Origin of the sequence: Lysinibacillus sp. NPDC094177, assembly GCF_050279145.1 — a bacterium.
In the GTDB taxonomy this organism is placed as follows: Bacteria; Bacillota; Bacilli; order Bacillales_A; family Planococcaceae; genus Lysinibacillus.
Genome location: NZ_JBNNTW010000006.1, coordinates 201,596 through 222,132, shown reverse-complemented (window position 1 = coordinate 222,132; position 20,537 = coordinate 201,596). Strand labels below are relative to the sequence as shown.

The following is a 20,537-nucleotide window of genomic DNA, read 5'->3' as shown; positions in this document are numbered from 1 at the left end:
GTTTAAATGCGGTTGAAAATACTGCAGCACAATTAAAAGATGAAGTTTAAGCACCATATCTTCTAAGTTAGAGTTGCAATTAAACCAGGTAATAAAATAGAAGTAAAGATTTGTGGTAGTCCAAAAAGCCTTTAGACTATCACAAAGCGAAGTTCGCTAAGTATTTTTGAAAATGCCACTTACTTTGGGGAAATAAGGGGAAAAGGAGACGGAAAATGAATATTGACTTTACACAGTTGGAAAAGAAATTAGCAAAGCAAAAAGTATATGATGCATGGCAATATGTTAAAAGCCTACATGAAACACTAGGCTACATGACTGTGTCTTACAATTTAATAAATAAAGTATATGAGCATCGAAAAAATGTGTTAGAGACTACAAAAAATGAAATATTCCAAAACGTTTTGGAAAAAGGAAATGCCCCAATTACACAAGCTGAATTGAATAGTACAAATTTAGATATAGCTGGATATCAAATTGACGATGTTGCATTTTTGGGTAAAACTACAATCGAGTTTTTCCATTATGCAAGGGTTAGTATGGATGTGCTTTTTCAAATTGTTAATGCTGGATTACTTGGAGATAAAGCAATTGATATAACCGATAGAAGACTACTCAGTAAGGTATTGAATAAAATGGATAACATTCAATACTTTACTAATTTAAAACTACAGTTATCTCAAATAAACGATGATAATGAATTTAAGTATATAAGAGCTTTTGATAATTATATCAAACACATAAAGACTATATTGGTGACTGTAAAAAACAGTTTTTTAATCGGAAATTTAGATGAATTTTATATAAATGAGTTTTATTACGACAACAGACTTTACGAAAAACAGAATGCTTTGGTCAAGGTTAAAGAAATTTACGACTATGTTATAAAAACAGTTGAAAACATCTTGAAAGAATTTATTAATCAAGTGCCAAATTGTTTAGATAATAGTAAAAGATTTCAAGAAATCAAATTTAAAATGCAAGTACAAAGGAATGAAAGTGGAGAAAAATTAGACTTCATTACTTTTTATATTGAGGTAGAAAATGATTTATCTGAATTACCAACCAACATTAAAGTTTATCCGTTATTAATTAAGCCAAATGGAGAAATTTATAGCTTCGATTTTAGATTTGACAAATTGTTTATTAAGAGACGTAATGTCAATAATGATGAGAATTCAATTGTTGGATATGCAGAACTAAAAAATGGTTTAGAAACCAATGAGTTTTATAGAGTCTTTGAAGTAAAAGCAGGTACATATTCAGATTTCATAAAATATCTATCCGAATTTAAAAATAGAAATCAGACAATATCGATGGACTTGCATGCTATGGAAGGTCAGATCATAGTTTACGATAATACAGAGCTCAAGTGATTCTTTTATTCCTTAAAAACACATAGATCGCTCGTATGAGCGATCTATAATGAAAAGTAGTATTATCGTTGACGATGTAGCTATGAGTTCGAATAATTCACTTCATAAATGGAAACAAATGAGTGTAAATCGAAGGGGATTAACTATGGAATTTTGTAAAGGAAAGGAATTCTTCTGTTACAGCTGTCGTAAAAAGACTTATTACATGTAAAGATATGCTTAATAAAAATGGAGTAGACAGCCATTGTAGAGAGTGTTCAGGTATTTGGTTTGATTGGCAAAATCGAGCGGTGGAAAGAGAAATGGAAAAGTAGATTGAGTATAGCAAGTGGCTCGTTAATTAATATATTGTGAAGAAAAAATAGATAGTAATTAAGTCTTTAATATTAACAATCGTCCTTCTTAGAAAGGACTTTTATTTTTATATGTACAAGTCTAAATTAAAATTCCTAGTAATATTAGCGACGATATTTTTTGAATCTTCAAAACAATAAGGTGGTGTGTTTACGATGTCTAAAAGGAAGTATGGATGGTCTGAGGACAAAAGAAGTCGATATATAAAAGAAGGAAGAGGTCAAGGAGAACTATCAAATTATATTCCCTGGATAAAAATTCAAGATATATCATCACGTGGAAATGTTTCTCGTTTAATGGGTTGGACTACAATGAGGCAGCATGAATTTCTTTCTAACTTGGAAAGAGATTATTTTAGCATTTTAGATTGGGAAGATAGTGTGGTGGACATTAGGGAACAGTTTCCGTTAAATCTAGAAACAACTTTACGTATTGCTGAGGAGAAAGGGATTAAGCACTCTACAGATAATATTACAGGTATACCATTTGATATGACAACGGATTTTTTTATAACTGTAATCAAAAATACTGAAAAAAAGTACATTGCAAGGACTGTTAAACCAAGCAAACAACTTGAGGATGAACGAATAATTGAAAAGTTTGAAATTGAAAGAGAGTATTGGGAGAGTCGAGGCATAGACTGGGGAATTGTAACTGAGAAAGAAATTCCTAAACAACTAGCTAGCAATATTCTATGGGTACATAAATTTTATTATTTAGCAGAAGAAGATTTAAGCTATTCTACATTATTATTGCGTTTATTGGATTTTAAAGAAGGTAGCGAAGAGAAGTTATTAGCTGTTTGTAATAGATTTGATGAAGATTATAACTTGGAGACAGGTTCTGCTTTAAGTTATGTAAAACATTTTATAGCTCGTAAATATATTTCCGTAGATATGAATAAAAAGATTAATCCCAGTAATTTATCTATAAACCAAATTATCTTGAACATTTCTAAGGAGGATAACATTGATTACGATATCAGTTAATGAATTGATTAAAGATTTGACCTGTAATAAAGTATACCGTTTACTTTGGATCGATGAAAGTAACTTCATTACATATGTAATTGATACAGAGGATTCAAAGGCTTTGCCTTTTCTTCTAAAGGTAAAGGATATACAACACGGGTTTATAGAAAATTTGTATACCAAATTAGAATCAGATAACTCAAATAGACTAATTAACAGTGAAAATTTATCTGAGAGAATGAAACAAAGTAGAGACACAGCGTGGGCAATTATTAAGAATTTAGCGGAAGATGAACCTTCAATTTATAAGAAAAAAGAGCGTGGTCAGCTAATAAATGAACTTGTAAATAATAATGTATGTACAAAAATGACTGCTTATAAATATTTGAGAAAGTACTGGCAGAGAGGTAAGACTATAAATAGTCTCTTGCCTGACTACAGTAATTCTGGGGGAAAGGGGAAAAACAGAAAGAGCGGAACGTTAAAAAGGGGCAAACCTAGAACCACTAATAGTGTAGGGATAAATGTAACTGATGAAATAAGAGATACATTTCGAAAAGCTATTAAAAGGTACTATTTTTCAAGCAAAAAAAACTCATTATCATTTACATATAAAATGATGATAAAGGAGTTCTTTGCAGATGAAGTACGTTATGAAAATGGTTTGAAGTATGTAGTAATAAAAGATGAAAACAAAATACCTTCATTAAGACAATTTAGATATTGGTACAATAAAGAGTTTGGTATTGAACAAACAATAGTAAATCGAGAAGGTGAAAAGAAATTTGAACGTGATCATAGAGCAATTTTAGGTTCATCAACATATGAAACGATGGGACCAGGGGCGCGATATCAAATAGATGCAACTGTCGGTAATGTATATCTAGTGTCTAGTTATAATTCAAATTTTATTGTAGGTAGACCAATTATTTATTTTGTAGTGGATGTATTTACACATATGATTACAGGAATGTATATCGGATTTGAGGGACCTTCTTGGACAGGAATGATGATGGCAATAGCTAATGCTGCATCAGATAAAAAGGAGTATTGCAGTAAGTATGGTATAGAAATTTCAAATGAATGGTGGCCTTCAGCACATCTACCCGAAATTATTATAGGAGATAGAGGTGAGCTAGAGGGATATAAAGTGAATAGTTTAATTGAAGGGTTAAATATATCGATTGAAAATAATCCAGCTTTTCGTCCGGATTGGAAGGGTATTGTGGAGAAATTATTCGATACTTCTCAAAGTAAAATTAAGCCATTCTTACCTGGATATATACAGAGTGATTATGGAGAGCGAGGAGCTATTGATTATCGCTTAGAAGCTAAGTTAACTCTCGAACAATATACAAAAATCCTTATAAATTTTGTTTTATTTTATAACAAGAATCACTATATGGCAGACTATTTGAGAGACGAGGATATGGTAAAAGAAAATGTAAAACCGATTCCTATTGAACTTTGGAGTTGGGGAATTAAAAATAGAGCAGGAAAGTTGAGGAAAGTACATCCTGATACTATTAAATTTTACTTGTTGCCAAAGGGGAAGGCTACAGTAACCTCTAAGGGTATAAAATTTAAAGACATGTTATATAGCTGTGAGACAGCCTTAAAAGAATCGTGGTTTGTTCAAGCTAGGACAAAGAAAAGTTGGAAAGTCGATATTTCATACGATCCTAGAAATATGAACAATATATATCTGCACATTAAAGGTAATTCTTTATTTGAAAGTTGTTCTCTTTTAGATCATCAAGAGAGATATAAAAATAAAGTATTAGAAGAGATTGAACAACTTTTAATGAGTGAACGAACCGATTATAAGAATGAAAATCAAGGCTTATTACAAGAAGAAATTAATTTTTATACTAACATTGAAGGGATAGTTAATGATGCAATTAAGATCACTAACTCATCCCAAAGTAATAAAATTACTAAAACGCAAAAAATAAAAAATATTAGAGATAACAGGCAAATAGAAAAAAGTTTACAAAGAGAGCACGAATCATTTCAAATAGGTGCATCTAGAATTAATAGTGATGATAGCACTATTGGTTTTAGACCTACTGATGAGCAGAATGATGAAAAAAATGGAACATCAACAATTATGGAATTATTTAAAAAACAACGAGGGATGAAAAAGAAATGAATGGTGGGAAAACGATTGTATTAGAAAGTGGTATTGAAGTCCATTTAGCTGAATATCGTGAGCAAGGAACAATTGATTATAGAGGAAATCCACTTATTGAAGCATTACCCCCAATACTCTCTAAAGAAGAGGCATTTGAACAACTTAGTTTTTTACCCATGTTTCATAATAGTGAGAGAAATTTGTCGAGCCATCATCGTTATCATGCTTTACTTAGGCTATCAAGATTTTATCAGCCTATAAATCAAACTTTAAATTTAGAACAACGCTTTTCGGGCTTTATTAGATATGGGTACGTAAATCGAAATCCATTAAAAAAGAAACATGTTCAGGCACTACATGAATTACACAATAAGCTTATTAATAAAGAAGAATTTGGATTACCACCAGATATACGTTCTTCTGCATCAAGTTTCACTTTAATAGGTTTTCCGGGAATAGGTAAAACATCTGCGATAGAAAGAGTGCTCTCTCTTTATCCGCAAGTAATTTTGCATCAAAGTCCGATCAATATGATACAAATTGTATGGCTTAAATTGAATTGTCCCCATGATGGTTCATTAAAAACACTTTGTATGGACTTTTTCCAAAAAGTGGATTTGTTAATAGGCACTAATTATTTTGAGAAATACGGGAAGCGTACAAATTCTGTTAGTTCAATGGTAACTCGTATGGGACAAGTAGCTCGTATACACTCAGTAGGTGCTCTAATTATTGATGAAATTCAGCACTTGTTATCTGCAACAGGTGCTGCATCAGAAATGATGATGAATTTTTTTGTAACGCTAGTGAATGAAATTGGAGTACCGGTAATGTTCATTGGAACTATGAAAGCTAAGGCATTGTTACAAAAGGATTTTCGACAAGCACGTAGAAGTAGTGGGCAAGGCGACATGGTATGGCAGCAAATGAAACAAGATGATGATTGGGAAGTACTAATCACAAGTATGTGGGATTATCAGTGGACGAAGGAATATACGGAACTGACTAAAGAATTATTAAACACGATTTACGAAGAGAGTCAGGGGATTGTAGATGTTGCTGTAAAGTTGTATATACTCGCACAAGCGAGGGCAATCGATTCTGGTCTTGAAAAAGTAACTCCACAACTTATACAAAAGGTAGCCAAAGAAGATTTAAAACTTCTTCAACCTATGCTGGAGGCACTGAAATCTGGAAATCCAAGTGATATTGCTAAATATGAGGATATTGTTCCAGTTGATATTGAAGAGTATATACAAAATAGAATGCCAGTAATAGATCTTAAAGCACGAGTTCAGGCAAAAAAGGAAAGGATTGCACAAGATCGTACAAATAAAGAACTTCCAATACTTGAGAAATTAATCTTATCGTTAATCAATTTAGATGTTAATGAAAAAATTGCTGAAAGTGCTTCTAAATATGCATTGAAAACGTCACCTGAGTCTACAATTCCACAACTAATGACTTTATCGCTTCAATATATTGAGAAAAAGAAAGAAAAGAAAAGTGAAGTGAAAAGCGATGTTTTAGCAAATAAACTTAAATCAATAATCGATAAAGGAAAGAAGAATAAACGCTCTGCTTATGAGGCATTATGTGAAGAAGGGTATATAAAAAATTCTTTAAATGACTTAATAATGTAAGGACGTGTAAATAAAATAGATGTTAGCCTTTTTTCCTTCAATGTATAAAGATGAACTCTTATATAGTGTGCTAGCTAGATATCATAAACGCTCAGGTAATTTAAATAACAAAGATTCAGCTATAGATTTGTTTGGGAAAAAGAAAGCATATATTATTCCTGATTTAACTACTGATTTAGAAAGATTATTTAACAGAGTAAAGCCTTTTACTAATTCAAGTATGGATGAATGGATAAATCACCATACATTGTATAACTACTATACAAATTTTAATTCGAAAGAAATAAAACAAAGTGTTCGGGATAAAATGTTAAACGGCTGCGGCTATAATTCCTTGCACTATTCAACAGGTCAAATAGCTGGGACAGTAAAAGAACCTATGTATTTTCGATATTGTCCTAATTGTTTTGATGAAGATATTCAAATGAATGGAGAAACATATTGGAGGACGTACCATCAATTATCAAGTGTGTTTATTTGCTTAAAGCATTCTGTCTTGCTTGAAGACAGTTCACTCTTAATGAGGCAAGGAAATTCATTGTTTTTTTATCCAAATATCGAAATCAGTTTAAAGAATAACGATAAAAGTGATTTTTCTAAAGTAGACATTGAAATGCTACGTCATTTTGCTTTAGAAAGTAGTAATTTAAATCAAAAGGATTATAAATTTGATCAGTTAAATTTATTAGAGATTTATCATTACCTCTTGCATCGTGAAGGGTATGTAAAAGCAAATGGCACAATTGACCAAAGGCGATTGAAAGAAGACTTTATTAAGAAGTTTAAAACGGATTTTTTATCATTGATGCAATCACTTCCGAGTGGAGTAGAAGGAAACTGTTGGTTAAGAGCAATAACAAGAAAACATCGGAAGTCTTTTCATCCTGTACGTCATTTACTGTTCATTCATTTTTTTGGTGAATCAGTGGATACAATTAAACAGTATGCAAATAAACATTATCGTCCATTTGGTGAAGGACCATATCTATGTTTAAATCCTGCGGCTGAACACTATCTACAGCCTGTTATTACTAATTTGGAGGTTACACGTTGCAATGATACTAAAAGGCCAGTAGGAACCTTCTCTTGTGCATGTGGCTTTGTTTATTCTCGTAAGGGACCAGATAAAACTGAAGAGGATAAAACAAAAATTGGACGTATAAAGATGTTTGGTGATGCTTGGTTAAACAAACTCGAACAATTGATTAAAAAGGATAAGTTGAGTTATAAAGCGTGCTCAAAAATATTAAAAGTTGATACAAAAACAATTATTAAATATTCGAGGCAAAGAAATAGTAAGCCTATTAACAAGGAAAATAACAAAAGTGATTTGAAGCAAAAATGGCTAGATTTAATTAATCAATATCCCACATTATCAAGAACAGAACTTAGAAAAAAAGCCCCTTCCCTATACATGCGAATTTATAGGAGTGATAAGGAATGGCTAAAAAAACATCCGCCTTTTATTAAGACTAATGTTGTTACTAATAAAAGGGTTGATTGGTCGAAGCGAGATCTTCAAATTTTGGCTAAAGTAAAAATGGCTGTTGAAGATTTAAATACCAGAGAAAAGCCTGTAAAAATAACGACAAGCAGTATTGGTAAAGCTATTAATCAGTTATCTCTCCTAAGGCAAAAAGCAGATAAGTTACCACGGACTATGGCATACATTGATAGCGTTAAAGAAAGTGTAAAGGACTTTCAGAAGAGGCGAATAAGTTGGTCAGTGAAACAGCTAAAGGACGAGGAACTTGAAGTTTGGAAAATAGTTCGCAAAGCGGGTATAAGAGAAAGTTTTTATCCTGATTTAGCTGAAGAAATAATGCTTTATATGAATCATTCTACATGAATTGTATTCTATCCAAACCACTTAATCGAGTGGTTTTTATTTTTATGAATTTACTTAGGAATCGACACTGGGATGGCAACTTTTGAAACAAATGTACCAAGTGAACGAGTATGGGATGAAAGGCATCATGCAACTTTACGTTTTGTGGCAGAAGTAAGTATATATATCGAATGATAGTGAAGGAAAAGGGATTGCAACAAAGTTGTTTGGTATGTTGATTGAGGAGAGTGAAAAAGAAGGGTTTTGGACGCTCCAATCATCTGTTTTTGCAATAAATACTTCAAGTATTCAATTACATAAAAAAATGGGCTTTAGAATAGTTGGTACGAGAGAAAAAATTGCTCAGTTAAATGGAAAATGGCATGATACAGTTATAATGGAGAAAAGAAATAATCTTAGATAATGGTTCGTTTTTGGAATCCTTAATCCGAAAGTGAATACTAGATAATGCAAATAGATTTGTTCATAAGTGAACAAATCTATTTTAGTACCCAGCTTGCAATTATAAGGAGATATAAAATGATTGTTTACTTTCCGAAGCCTTATAAAAATGAATTGTATTACAGTATATTAGCTAGATACCATTTTTACAGTGGAGATATTCACCCTTCATATACCTTAAAAGAACTAACAGGAAGAGCACGTCGTATTAACTTTGAGGTACCGATAGGAATAGATAATTTAGTAACTAAAGCAAAAATATTTTCAAGTACCTATTCACGAGATTATTTTATAAATAATCATACGATAATTCCTCTAGTGAGACCTTTCAAGAAGAAAGAGTGGATTCAAAAATTGATAGGGAGTAATTTTGAGGGATTACGACACAATTTGTTTGGTAATAAAGAAGATGATATAAAGTTAAAAGAGCATTTATACTATTGTCCCGAATGTTTAAAAGAACAATTTGGCAAGTATGGTGAGGGGTATTGGAATAGATTTCATCAAATTCCGGGTATATTTGTCTGTACTAGTCATCGGGTAGCTTTAATAAAACGCTCTGTAGATATACATAATATATACGGTATTGAGTTTGTTGTACCAAGGATTGACGATATTAAGAAAGAGCAAAAAAAATATAAAAGTGATGTATTAAGGTCATTACTCAATTTAGCAGAAGATGTGGATTATCTATTAGACAAGAATTTCGATGCATTTCCTGCAGAGTTTTTTTATGAAAAATATGTAACCCTTTTAGAGATGAAAGGAATAGCCTATCCTATGTTACAAAGGGGAAATAGATTAAAAAATTTATTATTAAATTATTATCCACATGAATTTCTTGAAATGCTAAATTCATCTTTTATAAGTAATTCCTCATGGCTACCTAAATTTAATAGTAATAATAGAATTACTACTTTACAACCAATAAGGCATTTATTATTGATGAGGCTTTTATGTGGCTCTGCTCGAGACTTTTTCGAAAATGAATACTTATATAAACCGTTTGGAACGGGTCCTTGGATTTGTATGAATCCTTTAGCAGATCATTATCTAAAGAAGGTTGTTAAAAAGGTAGAGGTAAGTGTTCATGAAGCAAATAGAGCTATTCAAGGTGATATGAAGTGTAGTTGTGGATTCGTTTATCGAATGCGAGCGTGGGAAAAGTCTCCATTAGATATAGAGTATTTCAACAATAGAATAATGAAGAAAGGTCACATTTGGGAACAAAAATTTAATGAATTTATTGAACAAAAATTAAAAATAAATGAAATTGCTCGTCGAACTAAAATGTCGAGACCAACAATTAGAAAGATATTAAGAGACCGAGAAAAGTCCAGTGATAGTATTTTAAAGGAAGAGAAAAAATATATAAAGATAAGTGAAAAAACTAGTGAGTATAAGAAAATCTGGATTGACTTACGAGCAAAATATCCAGAATATTCTCGCCATGAGTTAAATAATAAAAATAGGGCGGTATATACTTGGCTTAGAAAGTATGATAAGGAATGGCTAGAAGCAAATTCCCCAGATGTTAAAAAAGTATATCGTGGAAGAAAGAAAGGATATTCTGTAGAGGCTGATTATGATTTTTTACATAAAACACAAAAGATCATTTCAACTTGGTCAGAGTTTGAAGAAGAAAGACAAAAGTTAATGAGAAAATCGAAATATAGATTACAAAAAATATTAGGCTTAGGGGAAAATTTTGATTCAATTAGAATCAAATACCCATTAACCGCAGCTTTTATAGAATCAATTGTTGAATCCACTGATGAATTCAGAAGACGGAGGGTTAGAAATGTACTTGAGGTGAAATTTAGAAATGAGGAAGTTTCTTTTCATGAGGTGGCCGAAGCATCTAATCTTAGATCATATAAAAGGGATGAGAGAGAAGAACTAAAACAGTACATACAGAAATTGGTTGAAGAACATAATAAAATATAAACAAAACAAATAGTATACAACTTTATTGTAACATGTTTTTTGAATTTCTAACTAGGGCAATAAAATTAGTATTCAACTTTATTGTATCTTTTTAGAAAAATGCAACGGAGAAATGAGGGTTTATAGGCTATATAGTATACGACTTTATTGTAATTAAACAAGTTTGTGTAGTTTTATAAAAAAGATTGATCAATTAAAATAAAATTCAATTATTTATAATGAAGATTGATAATTTATATAAAAGTTTCATTAAAAATCCTGTGTTTATATGCAGGATTTTTTCTTATTTCAGGAGATAAGAAAGTTAAAATTTTCATGATGTTTAGGTATTCGCTGCAGCGGCTGGTTGCTTCTAGAGTCTCTTCATGTGGCATACCCACTGTAAACCTTTCTCCAGCGCTTGTCTGCCTAAAAGGGCAAAAGTACTTTTTGGCAAAAATTAGTGTACATATAAACATGAAAAAAATACAAACTAATATTAACTTTCTTTCAGCAGGTGTCAAACACCCTGCTGAAAGAAAGTTAAAGCCTCCGGCGGATATCGTGGAATCGGAAAGGAGTGCTTTGTGCAACCACAAAGCCGATTCCGGACGCAATTATGCCGAGGTATAAAATGATTATCTAAATTTTAGGAGGTTAACATGGCTAATTCAAGACAATCAAAACCAGATGATAGATCCGATAACGTTGAACGAATTCGTGATATCGTTAAGAACACTGAAGAAAAACTTCATGAAGCGGAAATTAGTTTGGAATTTGCAGACCCTATGCAAAGTGAAATGATTAAAGAAAAAAATAAGCGACGTCAAAAGTCAATTGAAGGATTAAAAGAAGAAATGAAAGATGAAATGGCAGCACGTAAAAACGGAGAAGTGTAGAACTTGGCTTTCAAAAGATGGAGATTTATTTGATGGTGCAGAGATAAAATATCTATCCTTAACGTTCATTAAGTGTTAGTATAACTGTTAAACCACTAGCTGTTTTTCGCGAATGTTTTTGCATAACGTAAGAATGCGGGTTTCAAGAAATTGTAGTACCCGACCTTTTTGTTGTCACTAAACATTTGTGATGTAGCTTTGTAAAAAAGATTGATCGTTTATAATAAAAATTGATTATTTGTAATAAAGTTTGATCACCTCTTTAGTTATTCTTTGAGGTGATTTTTTGATGGATATTTGTGTTAAAATTGATGTTTGTCGTGTGTAGTATTATATAATGAGCAATTATCAAGAAGGTTATTTATGTAAATGTGCGGTAAGTATCATGATGAACTTCCATTGGGTTATGACGTTTCAGAAGATACACAGTTAGTTATTAGTTGATAGATAAATAAAAAATACATAGTTATATATTGAATCAGGTGTGTTGATTAGGAAAAAATAGTTTTATTATTAAGTAATAAAAGAATTTTTTTGTTACTATTTTGCTATTATATCCCCATTTTAACTGATTGTAGCCCGTAGCGGAAATCAGAGCCTTCAAATTAATTAGTATGGATAAAAATGGTTAATAAACATAAACACACCTGGAATTGAATAATTTTAGCTGGATAGAAGTAAAGGGGAAAAATATGAGAAATAAAGTTATTTTATCATTAATGTTAATGACATTTCTTTCTGCTGTAGAAGGAACAATTATTAGTACAGCAATCCCCCGTATAACGAGTGATTTGTCAGGCGTCGAACTCGTTAGTTGGGTATATGCAATTTATATGCTGGCCACAGCTGTTTCGACTCCAATATACGGGAAACTGGCTGATTTATTCGGTCGAAAAAAAGTTTTACTCATCGGGGCTACAATATTTTTAGTCGGCTCTGCACTTTGTGGTGTTGTTACATCGATGGAACAGCTCATCGTCTTTCGTGCCCTTCAAGGTCTAGGTGCGGGCGCTATTATGCCAATAACAATGACAATCATTGGTGACTTATATAGCGAAGTGAAAGACCGTGCAAAAGCACAGGGTTGGATTAGTGCTGTTTGGGGTGTCTCTGGTGTAATCGGACCATTAGTTGGCGGATTTTTAGTGGATTCTCTTTCTTGGCGCTACATCTTCTTCTTAAACGTTCCATTTGGAATTATCGCTTGCTTAATGATTGTTATTTATTATAAAGAATCTATTAAGCCTGCTAAGCACCATATCGACTATCTTGGGGCAACAGTATTCTCATTAAGTACAATCGCTCTACTATACGCGTTATTAACAGGTAGCAGTAAGCACAACTGGGGGGACATTACGATTATTAGCCTCTTAATCTTTGCAGCTGTGTCATTCATTATTTTCTTATTCATTGAGAAGAAATCTCCGGAACCATTAATTCCGCTAGCGCTTTTCTCTAACCGTACATTATCTATTATCAATATACTAACTCTTATTTCTGGTGCAATGCTTATTAGTATTACAATGTATCTTCCAATTTGGAGCCAAGGTGTATTAGGGAAAAATGCGACAGACGCCGGACTCATTTTAATGCCACTTCCTGTTATGTGGACATTTGGCACTATTTTTTCTGGTAAATTAGTTGGTAGCTTAAATACGAAACAAATCATTCTACTTGGAGCTAGTATTCTTTCAGTTGGTGCCTTTTCATTATTTACATTGTCAACAGATTCACCAGCATTCCTTATTTATGTTGCAGTTGGATTAATCGGCTTAGGAATGGGGCTTGTTACACCTATCTACATGGTAACAATTCAAACAGCTGTTCCAAATCATACGCGCGGTACAGCAATTGGCTTAAACACGTTTATTAATACGTTTAGTCAAACATTAGGAGCTGCAGTTTTCGGGGCGATGTTCAACACGATGATTCATGCACGAGGTATTAAAAACCTTGATCTTGTATCTTCTGGTGGACATGAAGGAACTGCAGCAAATGTAGTAACCGAATCACAAGAAGCATTAGCTTCAAGTGTACATTTCATTTATATGAGTACTTTTATATTAGCACTTCTAATTTTAGTAATTGTTTGGTTCTTATTAAAGCCATCCACACAATCTAGTGAACAATAAAAAATAATTACTATAAAAATGGGCTGTGAAGAGATTTTTCTTTATAGCTTATTTTTATTCTTATTTAAAATTGATCAACCCTTTTTAAAAAGCCTCATACATGAAAAAAGCGAAAGGCTTCCTCAATCTCATTGAGGAAGCCTTCATTTATCGATACAATAGGGATTTGTTCAGTGCTCCAAATAAGGGTTGATAGATAATGCAATTAAGTATACGAAAGCGGGAGGAGAAATTTTAATTTCTTGTTCCCAAACCGCTAATTCCGTTTTAATAAAAGTGCAAGATAATGGCATCGGTATTGAGGAAGAGAATATACCCAAAATATTTGATCGATTTTTTCAAGTAGATAAATCTCGAACTGAAGAAGCGGGAGCTGGCCTTGGACTGCTATTGCAAATTGGATTATTGACAAACATCATGGCAAAGTAAAAGTGCAAAGCAAAGTTGGAGCCGGAACATGTTTTGGAATTGTTTTTCCAAAGAATCAAAAGCTATAAAGAAAACTTGCCGATAGTCAAGCCTCATGTGAGGGACATGAGGCGTATTTGCATTTAACGCGGGTGTTAAGTTCACCACAATCAAGGCCAAATAGAAAGGGTTAACCGGGCTCAAATGAAGGAAAGATTACATAAACATTAGAAAAGAATCCATTTTGATTTTTTTTCAAAATGGATTCTTTTATTTTCTGCAAGAGTCACTGCAAAGCAGAATCCTCATATTTTAAAAATTAGTAGGACTTAACTTAATGAAAATACTACCAAATAAAATCTTTATTAGGCCATCTATTACGAAAAAGACATCTAGACTTACGTTAGTAATAATTAATCCTATGAATGCATTGATTATTAAACTGATTGATAGAAAAAGCATTAATTTCCCATGTACCGGAATAAAAGGTAAGAAATGAACGCCGACAGCTAAAATAATTAAGAGCCAGCAAGTTCTATAATCATCGGCAAAAAATTGAATAATGACAAAAACTAGAATAGCTAATAAAAAAATTGAAAAATTAGACCACATTTTTTGTTCCCGCGTACCAGGACCGACTGCTAATTTCTCCCGGGTTTTAGGGCTTAATTGCCAAACCATACCTAGTACATAAACGATGGCAAAAGGCCAAATATTTGGATAGCCGTTATATTTTATTAAAAGTAAGAACATTGCAATGCCAGCAATTATTAGCCAAATTCCATTAATTTTTTGTCTAGGATATTTGTAGGCTTGTGTCTCCATATTCTATTCTCCATTCCCAAACGTTAAATATGCTTCATTTTCTCAGAATCGCTATAAACTAAATTCAACTACTTTTCAGTTGTTGCTCTAATATAGTAGCACGCGAAACCCTTAGAGGTAATGCTTTCTTATAGCTCCTTCGAATAATAGATTTTTAGAATAATATATCAAATTGAATTACATTTTTTGTCATAATTTGTCGAATTGAAAATTATATAGGTCCAACTGAATATGGCATTGTTTATATAAAAGTCATACTGTTCTTCAGTTAAAAATATGGTTGCTTGAGAGATCTATCTGTAATCCAAATAAGTAGTGTTTTAAACATCACAGTCATGTTCAGTAATAGTAAAGTCATTTAAAAGTATGGTGTAAATTGGATTTATATACCGTCTTTTGATTTTTTCTTTGTATAATAAGAGTATGAATATTTTGAAATCCATATAGTGTAAAAAAGGACAGGAGTTAAAATCAAAAATGCTTGAGGATGCTAAAAAAATAATTTTTAGAACTTTAAAAAATGATGATTACAATTTCGCTTTTCGTTGGAGTATGGATGAAAAGTTTTGTGAAGCTAATGGGTGGAGAAAAAATCTAGACGAAGAAGCAATATATAATTGGTGGAAAGATTAATTGGTCATGCAGATTTAGCAGAGATTCAAAAAGACAGAGCAGAAATAGGGATTGCTATTGGTGAAAGTCGGTTATGGGGAAAGGGTATAGGAACTACCGTAATCCAAATGTTCATTAATTATTCGTTCGAGAAATTTAGTATTACAAAATATTTATAAAATAAGGCTAAGTAATGCTGAGGCATAATTGATTAGGAGAAATGATTATGGTTGGAACAATATTTAATACAATGATGATAATAGTCGGGAGCATTGTGGGAAACATCTTTAAAAAGGGGATAAAAGATGAGTATCATAATATTTTAATGCAGGCAATGGGGCTAGTAGCTATGGGATTAGGAATAAATGCACTAGTACAACATTTACCTTTAAGCAAATATCCAGTGCTTTTTATTGTAAGTTTAGCTATAGGGGGGTTACTAGGTCAAAAACTTCAGTTAGAAACAAGATTTAATGCTTTAGTAAATAAGTACTCTAAGGGTAATTTAGCTGAAGGGTTATCGACTGCTATCTTATTATTTTGCATTGGAACTTTATCAATTTTAGGTCCTGTTGAGGCTGCATTAAAGGGAGACTATACATATCTGCTTGCAAACGGTATGTTGGATGGAATTACTTCAATTGTTTTAGCTTCCACCTTTGGTATTGGGATAGCTGTTGCAGGAATAGTATTATTTGTATGGCAAGGTTCTATTTATTTAATTGCGATATTAATGGAGAATTCTTTAAGTAATGATCTTCTAAATGAAGTGACGATTGTAGGAGGTATATTAATATTAGCTTCAGGTTTAAGTATTTTGGGGATTAAGAAATTTAATACGTTAAATCTTCTACCATCGTTAATGATTCCTCTTATAGTATTTTTGATCATTCATTTAGCTCATTTATAATTTTTAAGAGATAGTGCACTTAAATTAAGAGGGCTTTAGTTATATAAAGCTACAATCCTGTTCATGAATAATGAAAATATGGTATTAATTAAATTTCCTGTGCCATCTTTTGTGTTTTCTTTATACAATTAAAATGTAAATATTTTGAAAATGTTTTCATGAAGAAAAGGACAGGAGTTAAAATTAAATATGTTTGAGGATGCTAAAAAAATAATTTTTAGACCTTTAAAAAATGATGATTATAATTTTGTTCATCATTGGAGTATGGACGAAAAGTTTTGTGAAGCGAATGGGTGGAGGAAAAATCAAAACGAAGAAAATTTATATAATTGGTGGCAGTACTGTGTGAATATGAATAGTAAGGATTGTATTCGCTTAGGAATTGAATATGAGGAAAGATTAATTGGGTATGCAGATTTAGCGGAGATTCAAAAAGATAGTGCTGAAATAGGTATTGCTATAGGTGAAAGTGAGTTATGGGGAAAGGGTATAGGAACTACCGTAACTCAAATGTTCATTAATTATGCATCCGTGAAATTTAATATTACCAAGTTTTATGGTGAAACACATGAAACTAATTTTAGATCAAAAAAAATGATGGAAAAGTTAGGATTTGAGGAAGTTAGTAGAAACGGAAGCGATATTTATTTAAACAAGGATACACCTCTTATACAGTATAAATTGTATTTGTAATGGATGACTATCGTATCTCAAAAAATATATGGAGTTGAAGTATCAAATCCTTTAGAAATTAAAAGTGAAGGAACGCTTATAATTTCTTGGTCACTTATTTCGACTCGGTTAATACTATCATTTTTATACTCTATTCTTGTCCAAAGAGTAATTGGAAAATTTCTGGATAAATCTTCTGCGATTAAATTGCTTTTATTAGATTCTAGAATTTCAAATACTTCCGTTTCGCCAAACACAAGAACTTTAACTCCATTCTCCTTTTGAATTCCTTCTTGGATTATCTCTAAATAAAGTTATTCAATTTTAAAACCTTAAACAACCATTTAAAACCTCGTTCTAAATTTAGTACGGGGTTTTAAATGGTTGTTTAATTTTTGATGTAAGATGCTTCGAAAATATAACTATAAAATTATTTAAATCTAAGTGTTATTCAACAATCGCACCCGATTCTTGAATAAATAGGAGACTTCTATTTGACTCTTGCTGTTATATAAAGGCATGCAGCAGGACTCTAGTAAATTTTTATATCTTCTTCATTAACCGTCGATAATCGGTGGGGCTGGATTTCATATATTTTTTAAATAATCGGCTAAAGTAATTGAAATCATGGATACCCACTCTATTAGCAATTTCATGTACGGGAAGCTCAGTTTTTTCCAAATAAAATAAGGATTTATCAATTCTAAGCTTATTAAAAAAATCCATGACACTGGTTCCAACTTCTTTTTTAAATAGATGGCTGAAATGATATCTGCTTAAGTGACAATAATGAGCGATATCGTCTAAAGAAACTTCTTTTTGATGATTCTCTTTCATAAAACTAATTGCATGTTTAATAGTGGGTGAAACATCACCAATATATATTTTTTCTACCTGTTCGGTTAACCATTCTACACAATGACAAACTTTCATAACAAATTTGTCATATCGGATTATATGATAGAGATCTTGAATCACATTCGCAGTATTGGTCAAAATCGAGATAGGACTTACTCCGACTTCTAACACAATTCTAGACATCATCATAAGAAGATCAATAACCTCTGATTTAAAGACATCTTCATTATAGTTATAAATCTCTGCAACCCTATTCATGATTCCTTTCATTTGGGTTACGGCCCCTTCTGTATAACCGATTCTAACGATCGAAAATAGTTCCGACTTCTCTTTAGTTAAAGGAATCATTAATGATTCAACCACGTTTTTTCTCATATCGGTATGAAAAATTAATTTATTCCCTTGAAAAAACCTTCCGGACATTGATTTTTTTGCTTCTTCAAAAGAACAAATGAGGGAAGCGGGATCATCGTAAAAATTACCAATACCAATCGAAACATGTATGCCATTTTGATCTGAGGTTTTTTGAATTATTTCTGCCAGTAAAAGAACTTCCCTCTTTCTATCTTGTGGATTTACCTCATAAAAATCCAATAAAAGGGCAAGAACTCCCTCTTCGATCCATGTCCTTAAATATGGAATAGGTAAGATGGTGTCTAATTCTTCTACAAGCTTTTGTCCAATCTCCATTTTCCATTCAAGCGGTTTTCCCTCAGCTAAATCTGGATAGCGATCCATCGAAACTAAAACAACTACATTAGGCTGAATATTCATGCCGTACTTTTCTTGTAAAACTTCAAAAGAAGCCACGTGTACAAAGGTTCCTGAAAGCAATAGTTGTGAAAAAGATATATGTGTCATTTCTTCGACCATGTTTTGAGCCCCCAAATAGAATGGAAGCTATTATACTCGTGATTAAAATGAGTATAATAGCCTCCATTATTATAAACATTTCTACCAATCTAGTTTACCCATCATTAATTCTACAGTGGTTAGGATTTCTCCTTCACTAATAAGGTTGGTAATAAATTGAATATCGGGATAAAAATATCGATCTTCTTCTACTGTTGGTACTTCACTCCTAATGAGCTCGTAAACCTTCTGGCTGACGGGTGACGGTTTTAGAGGCCGATGAAAATCCAGAGCTTGAACAGCTGCCATCAGTTCAAGTCCTAAAATATACTCCAGCTTTTTAGCTATTTGATAGGCCTTCTTTGCTGCAAAATAGGCAAAACTAACAACATCCTCTTGATTTGCACAGGTTGGCGTATTATCAATTGTTGCGGGATGAGCAAGAACCCTTATTTCATTAATCAATCCTGCTGCAGTATACTGTGGAATCATGTAACCGCTATTTAAGCCTGGTTTTGCTACTAGAAAATTCGGAAGTTCACTTACATGAAAGTTGACAAGCCGGTCAAGCCTTCTCTCTGACACCTTTGCGAGATTAGCCATAGCGATGGCTATCGTATCTGTATAGATACCGACGAATGTTCCATCAAAATTCCCTCCCATTAGGGCGTCTCCCTGATCCTCTGTGATAATCAGTGGATTGTCACTTGATGAGTTTAGCTCATTACAGATTGTAATTTCCGCATCTTTTAAAACCTTTTTTACGGCTCCGTGGACTTGAGGAATACATCTAAGACTAAGAGCATCCTGTAATTTATAGTGCTGATATTTTTCAGTAATTTCACTGCCTTTGAGTAAATTTATAATGTTTCGTGCTGTACCAGCTTGCTCTTCATGTTTCTTAACAGAATGGATTCGTGGATCAAAGGCTTTAATGGTACCCTTTAACGCTTCTAGTGACATAGCACTCACAATATCAGCTGTTTTTGCTGACTGAATACTGCTAAAAAGAGCCAATGACGCGAAAGCAGTGACCGACGTCGTTCCGCTTGTAAGAGCTAATCCTTCCTTACAGCCCAATGAAACAGGCTGTAAACCTGCTTTTTCTAAAGCTTCTCTCCCAGAAATCAACTCACCATTGTACCATGCTTTTCCTTCCCCTATTAACACTAAGGCCATATGGGCCTCCGGCGATAAATATCCAACCGAACCTTCTCCAGGGGCAAAAGGGACAATTTGGTGATTGAGCAGCGACCTTAAAAGTTCTAAAGTCGCAAACTTTACACCAGAGAAACCATTCCCTAAATTAGCTAAAATCATGAATTGGATGGCTCTTACCACTTCTTTTTCTAACGGTTCACCGACTGATACTGCATGAGAACGAATAATATTTTTTTGAAGAATCTCAGCATCTTCTGTGGAGATCGTTTCGGTTACGTTACTGCCAAATCCCGTTGTGACTCCGTAAATAACGCGTTCTTCATCCAAAAACTTTTCAATGACTGACCGCGAAATATTTACTCGTTCTCGGTAATTTTGTGAAAATAAAACCTCTGCATCATATTTAGAAACAGCAATGATTTCATTTATTGTAATATCTCCATCACCTAAAGTAACTTGTTTTATTTCCTTTGGGTGGGTGTTTGATATAGTCGTATTCATTTTCCTAGCATAC

General features: G+C 32.6%; 17 protein-coding genes and 1 pseudogene. 14 read left to right on the top strand and 4 right to left on the bottom strand.

What is annotated here, in order from left to right; translation table 11 throughout:
• Positions 1 to 215: 215 nt before the first annotated feature.
• The 10 genes and pseudogenes from ACQKNC_RS12745 to ACQKNC_RS12700 all read left to right on the top strand — a co-directional run.
• Entirely contained in the window at positions 216 to 1,376 is a 1,161-nt protein-coding gene (locus ACQKNC_RS12745; RefSeq protein WP_427425208.1) for a hypothetical protein, read from the top strand.
• Positions 1,377 to 1,885: 509 nt separating this feature from the next.
• Positions 1,886 to 2,719, top strand: coding sequence for a TnsA endonuclease N-terminal domain-containing protein (locus ACQKNC_RS12740; RefSeq protein WP_427425207.1), 834 nt, complete (start codon positions 1,886 to 1,888; stop codon positions 2,717 to 2,719).
• Positions 2,700 to 4,853: a Mu transposase C-terminal domain-containing protein gene (locus tag ACQKNC_RS12735; RefSeq protein WP_427425206.1), complete on the top strand. Its 2,154-nt coding sequence runs from the start codon at positions 2,700 to 2,702 to the stop codon at positions 4,851 to 4,853. Before ACQKNC_RS12740 ends, ACQKNC_RS12735 begins: the two co-directional genes overlap by 20 nt.
• Positions 4,850 to 6,478, top strand: a complete 1,629-nt coding sequence (locus tag ACQKNC_RS12730) for an ATP-binding protein (RefSeq protein WP_427425205.1) — start codon at positions 4,850 to 4,852, stop codon at positions 6,476 to 6,478. Before ACQKNC_RS12735 ends, ACQKNC_RS12730 begins: the two co-directional genes overlap by 4 nt.
• Positions 6,479 to 6,497: 19 nt before the next feature.
• Positions 6,498 to 8,327 (top strand): TnsD family transposase, encoded by a 1,830-nt coding sequence (locus tag ACQKNC_RS12725; protein ID WP_427425204.1) that lies wholly within the window; start codon positions 6,498 to 6,500, stop codon positions 8,325 to 8,327.
• A 211-nt stretch (positions 8,328 to 8,538) separates the two neighbouring features.
• Positions 8,539 to 8,730 carry an N-acetyltransferase family protein gene (locus ACQKNC_RS12720; RefSeq protein ID WP_427425227.1) on the top strand — a complete coding sequence of 64 codons (192 nt, stop codon included), beginning with the start codon at positions 8,539 to 8,541 and terminating at the stop codon, positions 8,728 to 8,730.
• Positions 8,731 to 8,846: 116 nt separating this feature from the next.
• Entirely contained in the window at positions 8,847 to 10,715 is a 1,869-nt protein-coding gene (locus ACQKNC_RS12715) for a TnsD family Tn7-like transposition protein (RefSeq protein ID WP_427425203.1), read from the top strand.
• Positions 10,716 to 11,356: 641 nt separating this feature from the next.
• The gene (gene tlp, locus ACQKNC_RS12710; protein ID WP_427425202.1) at positions 11,357 to 11,593 is read left to right on the top strand and encodes a small acid-soluble spore protein Tlp; all 237 of its coding nucleotides are present in this window, start codon (positions 11,357 to 11,359) and stop codon (positions 11,591 to 11,593) included.
• 653 nt (positions 11,594 to 12,246) lie between these two features.
• The gene (locus ACQKNC_RS12705; RefSeq protein ID WP_427425201.1) at positions 12,247 to 13,725 is read left to right on the top strand and encodes an MDR family MFS transporter; all 1,479 of its coding nucleotides are present in this window, start codon (positions 12,247 to 12,249) and stop codon (positions 13,723 to 13,725) included.
• A gap of 189 nt (positions 13,726 to 13,914) precedes the next feature.
• A pseudogene (locus tag ACQKNC_RS12700) lies at positions 13,915 to 14,222 on the top strand (sensor histidine kinase); the annotation flags it as partial.
• Positions 14,223 to 14,445: 223 nt separating this feature from the next.
• On the opposite strand, the gene ACQKNC_RS12695 reads toward ACQKNC_RS12700, so the two are convergent.
• Entirely contained in the window at positions 14,446 to 14,958 is a 513-nt protein-coding gene (locus ACQKNC_RS12695) for a DUF6609 family protein (RefSeq protein WP_427425200.1), read from the bottom strand.
• 477 nt (positions 14,959 to 15,435) lie between these two features.
• Here ACQKNC_RS12695 and ACQKNC_RS12690 point away from each other — a divergent pair, with 477 nt between their 5' ends.
• From ACQKNC_RS12690 to ACQKNC_RS12675, 4 genes are all read left to right on the top strand, one after another.
• Positions 15,436 to 15,591, top strand: a complete 156-nt coding sequence (locus ACQKNC_RS12690; protein WP_427425199.1) for a hypothetical protein — start codon at positions 15,436 to 15,438, stop codon at positions 15,589 to 15,591.
• Positions 15,579 to 15,749: a GNAT family N-acetyltransferase gene (locus ACQKNC_RS12685; RefSeq protein ID WP_427425226.1), complete on the top strand. Its 171-nt coding sequence runs from the start codon at positions 15,579 to 15,581 to the stop codon at positions 15,747 to 15,749. The genes ACQKNC_RS12690 and ACQKNC_RS12685 overlap by 13 nt, the downstream gene beginning before the upstream one ends.
• A 47-nt stretch (positions 15,750 to 15,796) precedes the next feature.
• Positions 15,797 to 16,480 (top strand): DUF554 domain-containing protein, encoded by a 684-nt coding sequence (locus ACQKNC_RS12680; RefSeq protein WP_427425198.1) that lies wholly within the window; start codon positions 15,797 to 15,799, stop codon positions 16,478 to 16,480.
• 189 nt (positions 16,481 to 16,669) lie between these two features.
• On the top strand, positions 16,670 to 17,173 hold the full coding sequence (locus tag ACQKNC_RS12675) for a GNAT family N-acetyltransferase (RefSeq protein ID WP_427425197.1): 504 nt from the start codon (positions 16,670 to 16,672) through the stop codon (positions 17,171 to 17,173).
• A gap of 17 nt (positions 17,174 to 17,190) precedes the next feature.
• Here the strand turns inward: ACQKNC_RS12675 and ACQKNC_RS12670 are convergent, their stop codons facing one another.
• From ACQKNC_RS12670 to hutH, 3 genes are all read right to left on the bottom strand, one after another.
• Positions 17,191 to 17,409 (bottom strand): hypothetical protein, encoded by a 219-nt coding sequence (locus ACQKNC_RS12670; protein ID WP_427425196.1) that lies wholly within the window; start codon positions 17,407 to 17,409, stop codon positions 17,191 to 17,193.
• Between the two features lie 286 nt (positions 17,410 to 17,695).
• Positions 17,696 to 18,883, bottom strand: a complete 1,188-nt coding sequence (locus ACQKNC_RS12665) for a helix-turn-helix domain-containing protein (protein WP_427425195.1) — start codon at positions 18,881 to 18,883, stop codon at positions 17,696 to 17,698.
• 81 nt (positions 18,884 to 18,964) lie between these two features.
• Positions 18,965 to 20,524 carry a histidine ammonia-lyase gene (gene hutH, locus ACQKNC_RS12660; protein ID WP_427425194.1) on the bottom strand — a complete coding sequence of 520 codons (1,560 nt, stop codon included), beginning with the start codon at positions 20,522 to 20,524 and terminating at the stop codon, positions 18,965 to 18,967.
• Positions 20,525 to 20,537: the final 13 nt, after the last annotated feature.

Coding starts and splice junctions, on each gene's coding strand:
- ACQKNC_RS12745 (WP_427425208.1), top strand. CDS start 216: ATGAATATTGACTTTACACAGTTGGAAAAGAAATTAGCAAAGCAAAAA.
- ACQKNC_RS12740 (WP_427425207.1), top strand. CDS start 1,886: ATGTCTAAAAGGAAGTATGGATGGTCTGAGGACAAAAGAAGTCGATAT.
- ACQKNC_RS12730 (WP_427425205.1), top strand. CDS start 4,850: ATGAATGGTGGGAAAACGATTGTATTAGAAAGTGGTATTGAAGTCCAT.
- ACQKNC_RS12725 (WP_427425204.1), top strand. CDS start 6,498: ATGTTAGCCTTTTTTCCTTCAATGTATAAAGATGAACTCTTATATAGT.
- ACQKNC_RS12720 (WP_427425227.1), top strand. CDS start 8,539: ATGTTGATTGAGGAGAGTGAAAAAGAAGGGTTTTGGACGCTCCAATCA.
- ACQKNC_RS12715 (WP_427425203.1), top strand. CDS start 8,847: ATGATTGTTTACTTTCCGAAGCCTTATAAAAATGAATTGTATTACAGT.
- tlp (WP_427425202.1), top strand. CDS start 11,357: ATGGCTAATTCAAGACAATCAAAACCAGATGATAGATCCGATAACGTT.
- ACQKNC_RS12695 (WP_427425200.1), bottom strand. CDS start 14,958: ATGGAGACACAAGCCTACAAATATCCTAGACAAAAAATTAATGGAATT.
- ACQKNC_RS12690 (WP_427425199.1), top strand. CDS start 15,436: ATGCTTGAGGATGCTAAAAAAATAATTTTTAGAACTTTAAAAAATGAT.
- ACQKNC_RS12680 (WP_427425198.1), top strand. CDS start 15,797: ATGGTTGGAACAATATTTAATACAATGATGATAATAGTCGGGAGCATT.
- ACQKNC_RS12675 (WP_427425197.1), top strand. CDS start 16,670: ATGTTTGAGGATGCTAAAAAAATAATTTTTAGACCTTTAAAAAATGAT.
- ACQKNC_RS12665 (WP_427425195.1), bottom strand. CDS start 18,883: ATGGTCGAAGAAATGACACATATATCTTTTTCACAACTATTGCTTTCA.
- hutH (WP_427425194.1), bottom strand. CDS start 20,524: ATGAATACGACTATATCAAACACCCACCCAAAGGAAATAAAACAAGTT.